Origin of the sequence: Yersinia sp. 1652 StPb PI (assembly GCF_041538345.1) — a bacterium.
GTDB classification, from domain to species: domain Bacteria; phylum Pseudomonadota; class Gammaproteobacteria; order Enterobacterales; family Enterobacteriaceae; genus Yersinia; species Yersinia enterocolitica_E.
Window position 1 is genome coordinate 2,188,870 of sequence record NZ_JAULSM010000001.1, and the last position, 14,486, is coordinate 2,203,355.

A 14,486-nucleotide genomic window follows, 5' to 3' on the forward strand; every position below is an offset into this window, starting at 1 on the left:
TTACTGGCGGCGGATATTTTATTCAGGCATGCCGCGATATCTCTTACATTCTTATATTTAAGCGAAACCAATGCAATTTTTCATTTGCGCAAGACGGCAGCTTACGGGTTCGCTAGAATGCAGGTATCTCTCTAATAGCAGATGAATAAAGGCGGTATTTGTGGAGTTAATTTCTCTGTACGGACTGTTTCTAGCCAAAGTAGTGACGATTGTGGTCGCCATTGGTGCGGTAGTGTTACTGGTTGTCAGCCAAGGGATGAGAAAACAAGGGCAACGGGGTGAATTGAATCTGGTTGATCTGGGTGAGCAATATAAGGAAATTCAGCGGGAAATGCGGCTGGCGCGCATGAGTCATGCAGAACAAAAAAACTGGAGCAAAGAGTTTAAGAAGCAGCAAAAAGCGGATCAAAAGCTGAAGAAACAGCGCGCCAAAGCCGGTGCGGTGGCAGCGGTAAAACCCTGCCTATATGTAATTGATTTTAAAGGTAGCATTGATGCACATGAAGTGACGTCGTTGCGTGAAGAGATTTCTGCGGTTCTGGCGGTTGCTAGCGCGCAAGATGAAGTGCTGCTGCGACTCGAAAGCCCTGGTGGCGTAGTACATGGTTATGGTTTAGCCGCCTCGCAATTGGAGCGCTTGCGCCATAAAGGGATTCGCCTGACGGTGGCGGTCGATAAAGTAGCTGCCAGTGGGGGATATATGATGGCCTGTGTGGCTGATCGTATTATTAGTGCACCATTCGCCATTATTGGTTCTATCGGTGTTGTGGCCCAAATCCCGAACTTCCACCGCTTGCTAAAAAAGAATGATATTGATGTAGAACTGCATACTGCAGGTGAGTTTAAACGCACACTGACATTATTTGGTGAGAATACTGAACAAGGGCGCGAGAAATTCCGTGAAGATCTGAATGAAACGCACCTGTTATTCAAACAGTTCGTACAGCAACAGCGGCCCTCTCTGGACATCGATACGGTTGCGACCGGTGAACACTGGTTTGGTACCCAAGCCAAAGAGAAAGGGTTGGTTGATGCCATTGGTACCAGTGATGATTTATTGATTGCCGAAATGGATAATCATGAGGTTATTGGCGTGCGTTATTCACGACGCAAACGTCTGATGGATCGTTTTACCGGCAGCGCGGCAGAAAGTGCTGACCGTCTATTATTACGCTGGTGGCAGCGCGGCGAAAAACCCCTTTTATAATCTGAGAGCATAGGGTTTTTAGTGAAGGAAGGCAGGGGGCTTAGCCCCCTGTTATTTGTGGCTCAATGGCTAAACTAGCCATGTAATAATGGGAGGAGTCACCGGCAATTAATCGATTAAATGGTATTTAGCTGACAAAACATGAGCCAAATGTTTAAACATATTAAATACTGCGGTTGTTTTCGCTGTCGGTAAACCGTCTGCATCCAGGAAAAACTCGCCGCGAAATACCAATACTGGCCCTTTTTGCTCAACCTCAGTTGCCTGCATCCCATGCATATAATCTTCGTGCTGGCGAATAATCTCATTAGCCTCTGCCAATAATTTATTACGCTCAATCGGTGCTGTGTTTCCGTGCATTATATCTCCTTACTACAATGTAATTTCTCTCACTATTGTACTGCGGGTTAGCATTTGTTCGCAAACCGGCTAAGGTTTATTCGAGCCTCTGGCTGTTTTGTCGCCGTGATTGGATAAATTCATATTCCTCGCTAATTAGGTTGCGTAGCGCTTTTTATCAGGTACAGTGTGGGATTTTATACTATTAGGTGGAAGGTTTTGTTGACGCCATGAGGCAGAATTCGCTGCTGTAGTGCTGGGTGTAGGCAAAAATTTTGAGGGATCGAGGGGTCGTCAGGTAAGACTCGGCAGGCGCATTTATGGCTCCGATCAAAAAAACAGGTTGATCTCCTGAGAAAGTACCGCAATATAAAAAAGAGATTCAGAATGCCGCGGTACGGCAAGATAAAAACCTTCTTTTAGAAGAAATAATTTAGGTAAAGGTCATTATGGGTAAAGCCCTCGTAATAGTTGAGTCCCCGGCAAAAGCCAAAACTATTAATAAATACTTAGGGAATAACTACGTGGTTAAGTCCAGTGTCGGTCACATTCGTGATTTGCCGACCAGTGGATCAGCCAGTAAGAAGAGCGCTAACTCAACTGAAGATAAAGCCAAGAAAACCGACAAGCCCAAGACTAAAGTAAAGAAAGACGAAAAGGTTGCGTTAGTGAACCGTATGGGCGTCGATCCTTATCATGGCTGGAAAGCGCAGTACGAAATTTTGCCCGGCAAAGAAAAAGTGGTTGCCGAGCTGAAAGCATTAGCCGAAAACGCTGACCACATCTATCTCGCAACCGACCTTGACCGCGAAGGAGAGGCAATTGCCTGGCATTTGCGGGAAGTGATTGGTGGTGATGATAAGCGCTTTAGCCGTGTGGTTTTCAACGAAATCACCAAAAACGCCATCCAGCAGGCGTTTAATCAACCGGGTGAATTGAATATCAACCGGGTTAATGCCCAGCAAGCTCGTCGCTTTATGGACCGGGTTGTGGGTTATATGGTCTCCCCGCTGCTCTGGAAAAAAATTGCTCGTGGCCTGTCTGCCGGTCGAGTGCAATCAGTGGCAGTGCGCTTAGTTGTTGAGCGTGAACGGGATATCAAAGCATTCGTTCCCGAAGAGTACTGGGAGCTGCATGCTGACTTGCTGGCGAAAGGTGAAGTTCCGATTCAAATGGAAGTCACCCATGCCCATGACAAGCCGTTTAAACCGGTAAATCGCGAGCAGACGCATGCTGCACTGAAATTACTGGAAAATGCGCGCTATAAGGTGCTGGATCGTGAAGATAAACCGACCAGTAGCAAGCCCGGCGCGCCGTTTATTACCTCCACCTTGCAGCAGGCTGCCAGTACCCGTCTGAGTTTTGGTGTGAAAAAAACCATGATGATGGCGCAGCGCTTGTATGAAGCAGGTCATATCACCTATATGCGTACTGACTCCACCAATTTAAGTCAGGATGCGCTGACCATGGTGCGTGATTATATTGGCGACAATTTCGGTGATAAGTATCTGCCATCAGCGCCTAATCAGTACAGCAGCAAAGAAAATTCGCAAGAAGCGCATGAAGCTATTCGCCCTTCAGATGTGAGTGTGATTGCTGAGCAGTTAAAAGATATGGAAGCCGACGCCCAGAAGCTGTACCAACTGATTTGGCGTCAGTTTGTGGCTTGCCAGATGACACCAGCTAAGTATGACTCCACCACGTTGACCGTGCAGGCTGGCGATTTCCAACTGCGGGCGAAAGGGCGTACTCTGCGCTTTGATGGTTGGACTAAGGTGATGCCTGCGCTACGTAAAGGCGATGAAGACCGCACTTTACCGGTAATTGAAGTGGGCAGTGATTTGGATTTGCAAAAACTTATCCCAAGCCAACACTTCACCAAGCCGCCAGCACGTTACAGCGAAGCATCACTGGTAAAAGAGTTGGAAAAACGGGGTATTGGCCGTCCATCCACATATGCATCAATCATTTCGACCATTCAGGATCGTGGTTATGTGCGAGTAGAAAACCGCCGTTTCTATGCTGAGAAAATGGGTGAAATCGTTACTGACCGGTTAGAAGAAAACTTCCGCGAATTGATGAATTACGATTTTACCGCGCGCATGGAAAGTGGCCTGGATCAGGTTGCCAACGATCAGGCCGAGTGGAAAGCTGTACTGGATGGTTTCTTTGCCGAATTCAGCGAGCAGCTTGAAAAAGCAGAGAAAGATCCTGAAGAGGGCGGTATGCGCCCGAATCAGATGGTGATGACCAGCATCGACTGCCCAACCTGTGGCCGTCAGATGGGGATTCGCACCGCCAGTACCGGTGTGTTCCTTGGGTGTTCTGGTTATGCATTGCCACCTAAAGAGCGCTGCAAAACCACGATCAATCTGGTACCCGAAGCTGAGATTCTCAATATCCTTGAGGGTGATGATGCGGAAACTAACGCATTACGCGCCCGCCGCCGTTGCCAGAAATGTGGTACGGCAATGGATAGCTATCTCATCGATAACCAACGTAAATTGCATGTTTGCGGTAATAACCCTGCGTGTGATGGTTATGAGATAGAAGAGGGCGAGTTCCGTATCAAAGGGTATGAAGGCCCGATTGTTGAGTGCGAGAAATGTGGTTCTGAAATGCATCTGAAAATGGGGCGTTTTGGCAAGTACATGGGCTGCACCAATGACGAGTGTAAGAATACCCGTAAAATCTTGCGCAGTGGTGAAGTCGCGCCACCTAAAGAAGATCCGGTACCGTTGCCAGAACTGCCTTGTGAGAAGTCAGATGCCTATTTCGTGTTGCGAGACGGTGCTGCAGGCGTGTTCCTGGCTGCGAATACCTTCCCTAAGTCGCGCGAAACCCGTGCGCCGTTAGTCGAAGAGTTAGTTCGCTTCAAAGATCGTTTACCTGAAAAATTACGTTATCTGGCTGATGCGCCCGTGGCGGATAAAGAAGGTAATAAAACCATGGTACGTTTTAGCCGTAAAACCAAACAACAGTATGTTTCATCCGAGAAAGATGGCAAAGCCACGGGTTGGTCTGCTTTCTATATCGATGGAAAATGGGTTGAAGCGAAAAAATAAGTGGTTAAATCGATCGGAGTACACTTAAGCCTAGAGTACACCTAAGCCTATAGTGCGGTGCTCTGGTAGCACAAAAAAAACCAGCCTCAATGGCTGGTTTTTTTATTGGGCTAATCCACTCAAGTGCTTTATAGTCTTAGTTAATCCGCTAAAGTTATTACACTTTGGCTACTGTCTGCATTTATCAAAAAAATACTATTATTTTTAGGCTGATGTACTGTAATACCAGGTCCGAAGGGTATATACAGTTAGCGATGAAATGATATAGTAGTTATATAAAATATTTTCTTATCACCTAATGTTATTATAAGGTCAATATTGACCAGCTTCGCACCATGCAGTTTACGGGTTTTAGTTAATAACTTCTCGGCATACCGGGTGATACCGATATACCAAACTGTGGCGTTCCCACAGTGTTCAACCTAGGATGGTATCGATATGAAATTGCAGCAGCTCCGTTATATTGTTGAGGTGGTCAATCACAACCTTAACGTATCGTCCACCGCAGAAGGACTGTATACCTCGCAGCCGGGGATCAGTAAGCAGGTCCGCATGCTGGAAGATGAGCTGGGTATCCAAATTTTTGCCCGCAGTGGCAAACATCTCACGCAGGTGACCCCCGCAGGGCTGGAAATCATCCGTATTGCCCGTGAAGTCTTGTCCAAAGTAGATGCTATCAAAGCCGTTGCCGGTGAACATACCTATCCTGATAAAGGTTCGCTGTATGTAGCCACTACCCATACTCAGGCGCGTTATGCATTGCCGAATGTGATTAAAGGTTTTATCGAGCGCTACCCGCGTGTGTCGCTTCATATGCATCAAGGCTCGCCGACCCAAATAGCCGAAGCGGTTTCTAAAGGGAGCGCTGATTTCGCTATTGCCACGGAGGCGCTGCATTTATATGACGACCTGATTATGTTGCCGTGCTATCACTGGAACCGTGCTGTGGTAGTGAAGCCTGATCATCCTTTAGCAGGTAAAACCCACGTCAGCATTGAAGAGCTGGCAGCATACCCGATTGTGACTTATACCTTTGGTTTTACTGGTCGTTCTGAGCTGGATACTGCATTTAATCGTGCTGGCCTGACACCGCGCATTGTGTTTACCGCGACAGATGCCGATGTGATTAAAACCTATGTGCGATTAGGGCTGGGTGTGGGGGTTATCGCCAGTATGGCAGTTGATCCGATCCAAGATCCTGATCTGGTGATAGTTGATGCCCGTGATATCTTTACCTACAGCACCACGAAAATTGGTTTCCGCCGCAGCACTTTCTTGCGCAGTTATATGTATGACTTTATTCTGCGTTTCGCCCCACATCTGACCCGTGATGTGGTGGATAAAGCGGTTGCCTTGCGTTCTAATGAAGATATTGAAGCGATGTTTAAAGATATAAAACTGCCGACGAAGTGATTTATAAAGAAATAAAAGCCATCTCTTTTTAGCGATGGCTTTTCCATAATAGTACTAATAAGTAAAAATTCAAAAGCCAATAGTCACCTCTCCTGTTAATTTATTTATGAAAATAATGGTTTTTTTCAGTAAATACTTTTAGGGGAGTATATGAGTTATACATCTTGTCAGTTACAAAATAAAACGGTTGATAATATTGTTCTAAGTTGTGATTATACCCATGGCGAAAATAAAGATTTTAATATGAAAATTGGTGAGGGACAGTTTTCTTTAGGAAAAAATGATGGAATTAATCAGGCATTAGATTATTTATGTAAAAATGACTGGGTTAATTCATCGGACAATTATGAAGGCACAAACCTGCACAAGTTACTGAGTTCTTTGGCTGAAACGTCATTGGCAGAAAGGATGATAGGTTTCAACAATGCACTAAAATGTGATCTGCCTGCTGATTATCACCCAACTTTCTGCTTTGAGGGGAATGGTCAATCTGGTGTGAACATGCATTATGAGGTGATCCACAGTGAAAATAACTGTAATCATTTTAAATTGACGGGTGCGTTTTTGTTTGATAAAAACTGTCAATTACGTGATGAAAACCCTTTAATTTCTATTGAATATTTCCCTCAATGCTCTAAGGCGTTAGAAGAGACTCTGGACTCCAGAACGGTAATGCAGGCACTTTTAGATTGGTTAAGGAATTTATTCCATTTGAATGGTTCTGCGTTGGCAAATATTCAATCTGAGGTAGATATAACAGAATATGTCGAGGTGAGTTTTTTAAATAAAAATCAGGTTGGCATTGCTGATGGCATAATAGAAAATAGAGTGGATGAAGAACAAGTAGAACAAGCAGAACAACCAGAACAACCAGAACAACCAGAACAACCAGATGATATTAATCAATTCTTGCAATCCATTAATAACGAGTTTAATGGAGTAACTAATTATATAAACAAAGAATTAGTTAAGTGTAGTGAGAACAAAATTGAACAAATGCTAGATAAATTATCTGACGTTATTAAGAAAGATATACATAAAAAAGATCTTAAACAAATAGAAATTGATACAGAAAAGTCCGCTGCAAATCTTACGGAAATAGAAAGTAATATGGTTAAATTCACTCAACGTCTTGAAGCAATAAATGATGGATCTGAGCAATCGGCAAACAATGATCTTGAATGGGACCATTATTATCGCGATTTGTCATTTTAGTAATTGACACACATTGGCCATCACCATCGTTTACACCTATCGCTACCAGCAATCGCCATTGTTGCCAAAATGTTAATGTTTCTTTGTGTTATATTTAATTCAGACCTCATAATTTCAAGGGAATAGCCTTGTTGAGATGAATGCTGTTTTAGAACACTTATAAGAAACAATGGAGGCGCTATGTCGTTGGATCTGCGAAAAACGAGTATGGCCAAGTTGGTCGCTCTTAATCACGAATATCACTACTACAGCCTGCCGCAACTGGCGGCAGTGCTGGGGGATATTGACCGACTGCCGAAATCACTGAAAGTGTTGCTGGAGAATCTACTGCGTCATCTGGATGGCGAACAGGTTCAAGAGGAGGATTTAAAAGCCATTGTCGATTGGCAGCTCACCGGGCATGCCAGCCGGGAGATTGCTTATCGGCCCGCGCGGGTATTAATGCAGGATTTCACCGGGGTACCGGCGGTAGTGGACTTGGCTGCGATGCGTGAAGCAGTCAAACGGCTGGGGGGCGATGTGGCACAGGTTAACCCATTGTCACCGGTAGATTTGGTTATCGACCATTCCGTCACTGTTGACGAGTTTGGTGATAAAGCCGCCTTTGGCGAGAATGTCCGGCTCGAAATGGAACGTAACCACGAACGTTATATCTTCTTGCGTTGGGGGCAGAAAGCCTTTAGCCGTTTCCGTGTGGTGCCGCCGGGTACCGGGATCTGCCATCAGGTTAACCTTGAGTATTTGGGGCAGACGGTATGGCATGAACAGCAGCAGGGGCGGGAGGTTGCTTACCCTGATACGCTAGTGGGGACCGATTCCCACACCACCATGATCAATGGCTTAGGGATACTCGGTTGGGGGGTTGGTGGGATTGAAGCGGAAGCCGCGATGCTGGGCCAACCGGTCTCGATGCTGATTCCCGATGTAGTCGGCTTCAAAATGACCGGTAAGATGCGTGAAGGGATCACTGCCACGGACTTGGTGCTTACCGTAACGCAAATGCTGCGAAAACACGGGGTAGTAGGCAAATTCGTTGAGTTTTATGGTGATGGCCTGGCTGATTTGCCACTGGCAGATCGCGCGACTATAGCCAATATGTCGCCGGAGTTTGGTGCGACCTGTGGTTTCTTCCCGGTGGATGACGTAACGCTGGGGTATATGCGCTTAAGTGGCCGCAGTGATGAACAGATAGCCTTGGTTGAGGGCTACAGTAAAGCACAGGGGCTGTGGCGTCATCCTGGTGACGAGCCAATATTCACCAGCCAGCTCTCATTGGATTTGAGCACGGTGGAAGCCAGTATGGCTGGACCAAAGCGGCCACAAGACCGGGTCGCTTTACCCAAAGTGCCTTTAGCTTTTAAAGCGTTTGAAGAACTGGAAATCAATAGCAAAAAAGATAAAGTTGACCATGTTAGCTTCACGCTGGAGGGAAAAACGCACGAGTTGGCGCCCGGCGCGGTGGTAATTGCCGCGATAACCTCCTGCACCAACACCTCAAATCCTAGTGTACTGATGGCAGCCGGTCTGTTAGCTAAAAAAGCGGCAGAGAAGGGGCTAAAAACCAAACCGTGGGTGAAAACCTCGCTGGCACCAGGCTCTAAAGTGGTGACTGAGTATCTCAATGCCGCCGGATTAACCGCTTATCTGGATAATTTGGGCTTCAATCTGGTGGGTTATGGTTGTACCACCTGTATTGGTAACTCTGGCCCATTGCCTGATCCAATAGAAAATGCCATCAAAGTCGGGGATTTGACCGTCGGTGCGGTGCTGTCCGGTAACCGAAACTTTGAAGGGCGCATTCATCCTTTAGTCAAAACCAACTGGCTGGCTTCGCCGCCGCTGGTGGTGGCTTATGCTCTGGCCGGTAATTTGAATGTCAACTTGGCACAAGAGGCGCTCGGTAACGACCCTGACGGCAAGCCGGTTTATCTAAAGGATATCTGGCCTAGCGGATTTGAAATCGCTAAAGCTGTCGAAGAGGTTAAAACTGAGATGTTCCGTAAGGAATATGCCGCCGTATTTGATGGCGATGAGGAGTGGCAGTCGATTCAGGTTAATAGCACACCAACCTATGACTGGCAGAGCGATTCCACCTACATCCGTTTGCCTCCCTTCTTTAGTGATATGAAAGCGTTGCCTGATCCGGTTGAGGATATTCACCATGCACGTATTTTGGCGATTTTGGCCGATTCTGTCACCACCGACCATATTTCTCCCGCCGGTAATATCAAACTTGATAGCCCTGCGGGCCGCTATTTACGTGATCGTGGGGTCGAGATTAAAGAGTTTAACTCCTACGGTTCCCGTCGTGGTAATCATGAAGTGATGATGCGTGGGACGTTTGCCAATATCCGTATCCGTAATGAGATGGTCCCGGGGGTTGAAGGGGGTGTCACTCGTCATATTCCGTCACAAAATGAGATGGCTATCTATGATGCTGCTATGCGCTATCAGCAGGAGAATGTGCCATTGGCGGTGATTGCCGGTAAGGAGTATGGATCCGGTTCGAGTCGTGACTGGGCAGCTAAAGGGCCAAGGCTACTGGGTGTGCGGGTAGTGATTGCTGAGTCATTTGAACGTATTCATCGCTCCAATCTAATTGGGATGGGTATTTTGCCCCTCGAGTTCCCAGCAGGGGTTAATCGCAAAACTTTGGGGCTGACGGGTGATGAATCCATTAGCGTCAGTGGGTTACAAAAACTGTCCCCAGGGCAAAAGGTGGCGGTGACGATAACCTATGCTGACGGGCGGCAACAAATAGTAGATACCCACTGCCGTATAGATACAGGTAATGAATTGGTTTATTTCGAAAATGGCGGCATTTTGCATTACGTTATCCGCAAAATGCTGTAGTTATTAGAATGCTGTCGTTATTAGCATGGTATAACCATTAGTGACAGTGTCACTACGATACTGGTTCGATAAAAAGGGTGGCTGAGAAGCCACCCTTTATTGTTCTTGAACGCGGCTAATTATTTGGTCAACAGATGGCCCATTTTGGCCGCTTTGGTGGCCATATACTGTTCATTCTTGGGATTTTGCCCGACAATCAATGGCACCCGCTCAACGATATTGATCCCCGCCTCGGAGAGAATCTCAACCTTCTTCGGGTTATTGGTTAGCAAGCGCACGGCTTTGACGCCCAGTAATTTATATATATCTGAGCATAAGGTGAAGTCACGTTCATCGGCGGCAAATCCGAGTTGATGGTTAGCTTCCACCGTATCAAAGCCCTTATCCTGTAATGCGTAAGCGCGAATCTTATTCAGCAAACCAATATTACGGCCTTCCTGACGATGATAAATCAGCACACCGCGCCCCTCTTCGGCAATGTGCGCCAATGCGGCTTCTAACTGAAAACCACAGTCACAACGCAGGCTAAACAAAGCATCACCTGTCAGGCACTCAGAATGAACACGGGAGAGCACTGGTTTATCACCACTGATATCACCAAATATTAAGGCCAGATGATCATGGCCAGAGGCTAACTCTTCAAAACCGACCATCAAAAAATCACCCCAAGGCGTCGGTAACTTGGCTTCTGCTACACGTTTAAGCTGCATCTTACTGTTCATATTATAACTTCAGACCTTAAGGATGTTATCGCGCATCCTGATGTGGATACCCGCTTTAACCCGTTATATCCCTTCATCTTAGGGCATAGGGTTAAATAAAAAATTTCTCTGCGATCATTATTAGCTATATTGCCATAACTTTTGGCTCACTGCTGTTCAACAAAGCAGCGAAAAGGAAAGAGAAAATGTCTGACGAGAACATATTGGGGTAATAACATAATTTTGTTTATGTTATCAATGATTAATGGGACTTATACTGTGTGGTTATAGCTGCTGTACAATTTGTGCTATCACCATGGAAAAGACGATATAGACATTATGTGTAACCAAGGGCCCCAGATGTGGAATATAGCGAAACGAATCACTGTCGGAACACTTATCTTACTCTTACCCACCCTTGTTATCTGGCTTTCTGGTTGGCAGTGGCAACCCGGCAGTAATAATGTTTGGTTGAAAAGTGTGTTCTGGGTGACTGAAACGGTCACTGCGCCATGGGGAATCTTGACCAGTGCGTTGCTCAGTTGCTGGTTTTTATGGTGCCTACGGTTTCGGATTAAACCCGCGATGGGTTTGTTGGTCCTGATGGGCGGCGTAATTCTTGTCGGTCAGGGTATAAAATCACTGATTAAAGAGCAGGTACAAGAACCTCGTCCATTTGTCGTCTGGCTTGAGGCAGAACATCATATTGATAATCGCTTTTTCTATTCGCTTCCCCGTGCTGAACGCAGTGAGTTGGTCAAACAGCAACTACAGAGCCAAACCATTATTCCGCCGTGGTTGAGCAGTCATTGGCAGTTTGAAACTGGCTTCGCTTTCCCCTCAGGTCACACGGTTTTTGCTGCCAGTTGGGCATTGTTGGCGGTAGGCATATTGTGGCCACGGCGACATTATAAAACCGTCATTTTGCTAATGATATGGGCGCAAGGTGTCATGATGAGCCGGTTGGTATTAGGCATGCATTGGCCACGGGATCTGGTAGCCGCAGCACTTATCAGCGGGTTATTGGTCGCCATTGTGTGTAGCTTAGTACAACGTTGGTTCGGCTCGTTAGCCATTTTGCCACAGGAACAGCGCGAGATAGAAAAACGTGAGCATGAGGAAAATTGAGTGATTAGTTATTATTCTCAGCCCAGTCGCTTAAAATAATATCAATTAGGTGCCCAATCGGCGCTTTATCTTGGTGCAGGGTTTCTTTGCTGGGTAAGGAAGTGCTAATTTATCAAGTAAGGGCGCCACATTTTTGGCATAATTCATCAGGTTGATTCGGCCTTTAGGAAAAAACGTGAAATATTTGCTGATTTTTTTGTTAGTACTGGTGATTTTCGTGATTTCAGTCACGTTAGGGGCAAATAACGATCAAGTCGTTACCTTTAACTATTTATTGGCTCAGGGCGAATATCGGGTATCTACGTTATTGGCAACGCTTTTTGCGGCGGGCTTGGTACTTGGGTGGGTTATTTGTGGGCTTTTTTATCTGCGAGTTCGAATTTTACTGGGGCGCGCAGAGCGGAAAATTAAACGTCTTGAGTCACAGCAAGAGCAGCCTATTGAATCCAGTGCGGCTGTTTCCACACCTGCTGTCAGCAAGGAATAATTTTCTATGTTAGAAATGCTGTTTCTGCTGTTGCCCGTCGCTGCCGCCTATGGCTGGTATATGGGGCGTAGAAGCGCTCAGCAGGATAAGCAACAGGATGCTAACCGTCTGTCTCGTGAATATGTGGCAGGGGTTAACTTCCTTCTCTCTAATCAGCAGGACAAAGCGGTTGATCTGTTTCTTGAGATGTTGAAAGAAGACAGTTCGACCGTTGAAGCGCATCTGACATTAGGGAATCTGTTCCGTTCTCGTGGTGAAGTTGACCGCGCTATCCGCATTCATCAGGCGTTGATGGAAAGTGCTTCTCTGACCTTTGAACAACGATTGCTGGCAATTCAGCAACTTGGTCGTGATTATATGGCCGCGGGTTTATATGATCGGGCAGAGGATATGTTCAATCAATTGGTTGAAGAGCAAGATTTTCGGCTCGGGGCTCTACAGCAGTTATTGGTTATTCATCAGGCCACCAGTGATTGGAACAACGCGATTGAAGTGGCGGAAAAACTGGTCAAGATGGGCAAAGATAATCAGCGGCTGGAGATAGCGCATTTCTATTGCGAACTGGCGCTGCAAGCCATGGGGAGTGATGATTTAGAGAAAGCAATGGGGTTGCTGAAGAAAGCGGCTATTGCGGATAAGCAGTGCGCCCGTGTCTCCATCATGCAAGGTCGGGTGCATATTGCCAAGGGTGAATATGCCAAGGGCGTAGAGGCGCTGGAGCGTGTGCTGGAGCAGGATAAGGAAGTGGTCAGCGAGGCATTACCTATGTTGAGCGATTGCTACCAACATCTACAACAGCCCGAGGCGTGGGCGAATTTCCTCAAACGCTGCGTTGAAGATAATACGGGTGCTACGGCTGAACTGATGCTGGCAGAAATACTGGAGCAGCATGAAGGCCGTGATGTGGCACAAACCTATATCAACCGCCAGTTACAACGCCATCCCACCATGCGTGTTTTCTATCGATTAATGGATTATCACCTGGCAGATGCAGAAGAAGGGCGAGCGAAAGAGAGCTTGCTGTTGCTGCGAGACATGGTAGGAGAACAGATTCGGACCAAACCCCGTTATCGCTGTCATAAATGTGGTTTTACCGCGCACTCTCTGTACTGGCACTGTCCATCATGCCGAGCCTGGGCCTCGGTTAAGCCGATCCGGGGATTGGATGGGCAGTAAACGTTTCTATTGTCAGAGGTAGCGCGACAGTCATCGGGTGACCTGAGCCACCCGATAGTTTTTGATGAAGTATTGTGGTGTTATCTTTATTTTTTCTTCTGAGGCGCTTTCACACCGTCTTTCAATAATTGTCGCAGTTTCTTCAACTCTTTTTGGCTTAACGGCTGCTCTGAAATCTCTTCTACACCTTGGCTATCAATCTCACCTTGATGCAACTTGGCATCTTTGCGGCTGGCTTTACTACTTTTAACATCAACCTCAAAGCTCTTTTCTAATCTTTCGCACACCTCGGTACTCAGGGAAAACTGTTTTTCTAAGGCAGCAGCCTTGATTTTCTCTTTTAATTCCAGAGGGATTTTAATGGTTAAGGTAGATATTTCGCTCATCATATAACCTTTAACTTAGGAGGAAATACCAAGCTAAGCGAGGGAAGCGAAACTGTCTAGGGGATAACACAACTGTCACAAAAAATTCACATTGGCCACGGCAAAAAGAGCGCCAATGCGCTCTTAGAAGGAGATAAAGCGTTAACCGGAGAGACGGGTATTAACGATAGATAATGGCGGTACCGTGCATTTTGTTATTGCCGGTCGCAGAAGTTATCAGGAAAGATTTTGCGCCGGCAGCCTTGGCTTGCTGCGCCAATGCATTTTCTAACTCGGTCAAGGTAGTTGCATTACTGGCAGAAATTACGCCAATTTCATTCAATCCTGCTGATTGATTAGTCTGTATTTGAGTGGCGGCGACGCTAGCAAATGATGCGAGAGACAGAATTAATGCCGGGACGATGAATTTAATGCTTTTCATGTGAAACTCCAGTTTCTAGTTTATTATATTGAATAATTAATATTTTTTACTTATTCAGTAGACAATTACTGTCTGGCGATGGAGTGAATGATACA

12 protein-coding genes are annotated in these 14,486 nt (G+C 46.2%); 8 read left to right on the forward strand and 4 right to left on the reverse strand.

Annotation, left to right across the window (positions count from 1 at the left end):
* Positions 1-160: 160 nt before the first annotated feature.
* Positions 161-1,207, forward strand: coding sequence for a protease SohB (gene sohB / locus Q2T71_RS10120; RefSeq protein WP_372558977.1), 1,047 nt, complete (start codon positions 161-163; stop codon positions 1,205-1,207).
* Positions 1,208-1,315: 108 nt separating this feature from the next.
* Here sohB and Q2T71_RS10125 read toward each other — a convergent pair whose 3' ends face one another.
* Entirely contained in the window at positions 1,316-1,567 is a 252-nt protein-coding gene (locus Q2T71_RS10125) for a YciN family protein (protein WP_083158917.1), read from the reverse strand.
* A gap of 428 nt (positions 1,568-1,995) precedes the next feature.
* Between Q2T71_RS10125 and topA the strand changes: the two genes are divergently transcribed.
* The 4 genes from topA (at position 1,996) to acnA (ending at position 10,092) form a co-directional block, all read left to right on the forward strand.
* Entirely contained in the window at positions 1,996-4,611 is a 2,616-nt protein-coding gene (gene topA / locus Q2T71_RS10130; RefSeq protein ID WP_083158916.1) for a type I DNA topoisomerase, read from the forward strand.
* Between the two features lie 438 nt (positions 4,612-5,049).
* Entirely contained in the window at positions 5,050-6,024 is a 975-nt protein-coding gene (gene cysB, locus Q2T71_RS10135) for an HTH-type transcriptional regulator CysB (RefSeq protein ID WP_372558978.1), read from the forward strand.
* Positions 6,025-6,174: 150 nt separating this feature from the next.
* Complete coding sequence (locus Q2T71_RS10140; RefSeq protein ID WP_372558979.1) at positions 6,175-7,239, forward strand: hypothetical protein; 1,065 nt, start codon at positions 6,175-6,177, stop codon at positions 7,237-7,239.
* A gap of 180 nt (positions 7,240-7,419) precedes the next feature.
* Complete coding sequence (gene acnA / locus Q2T71_RS10145; RefSeq protein ID WP_372558980.1) at positions 7,420-10,092, forward strand: aconitate hydratase AcnA; 2,673 nt, start codon at positions 7,420-7,422, stop codon at positions 10,090-10,092.
* Positions 10,093-10,211: 119 nt separating this feature from the next.
* Here acnA and ribA read toward each other — a convergent pair whose 3' ends face one another.
* The gene (gene ribA, locus Q2T71_RS10150) at positions 10,212-10,802 is read right to left on the reverse strand and encodes a GTP cyclohydrolase II (RefSeq protein WP_083163652.1); all 591 of its coding nucleotides are present in this window, start codon (positions 10,800-10,802) and stop codon (positions 10,212-10,214) included.
* Positions 10,803-11,153: 351 nt separating this feature from the next.
* On the opposite strand from ribA, the gene pgpB reads away from it, so the two are divergent.
* The 3 genes from pgpB to lapB all read left to right on the forward strand — a co-directional run bounded on the left by pgpB (position 11,154) and on the right by lapB (position 13,584).
* Complete coding sequence (pgpB, locus tag Q2T71_RS10155; RefSeq protein ID WP_372558981.1) at positions 11,154-11,921, forward strand: phosphatidylglycerophosphatase B; 768 nt, start codon at positions 11,154-11,156, stop codon at positions 11,919-11,921.
* A 175-nt stretch (positions 11,922-12,096) separates the two neighbouring features.
* Positions 12,097-12,408 (forward strand): LapA family protein, encoded by a 312-nt coding sequence (locus Q2T71_RS10160; RefSeq protein ID WP_005191595.1) that lies wholly within the window; start codon positions 12,097-12,099, stop codon positions 12,406-12,408.
* A 6-nt stretch (positions 12,409-12,414) separates the two neighbouring features.
* Complete coding sequence (gene lapB, locus Q2T71_RS10165) at positions 12,415-13,584, forward strand: lipopolysaccharide assembly protein LapB (RefSeq protein ID WP_083158899.1); 1,170 nt, start codon at positions 12,415-12,417, stop codon at positions 13,582-13,584.
* Positions 13,585-13,670: 86 nt separating this feature from the next.
* Here lapB and Q2T71_RS10170 read toward each other — a convergent pair whose 3' ends face one another.
* Complete coding sequence (locus tag Q2T71_RS10170) at positions 13,671-13,970, reverse strand: hypothetical protein (RefSeq protein ID WP_193784662.1); 300 nt, start codon at positions 13,968-13,970, stop codon at positions 13,671-13,673.
* A 160-nt stretch (positions 13,971-14,130) separates the two neighbouring features.
* Positions 14,131-14,391, reverse strand: a complete 261-nt coding sequence (locus Q2T71_RS10175) for a YdgH/BhsA/McbA-like domain containing protein (RefSeq protein ID WP_372558982.1) — start codon at positions 14,389-14,391, stop codon at positions 14,131-14,133.
* Positions 14,392-14,486: the final 95 nt, after the last annotated feature.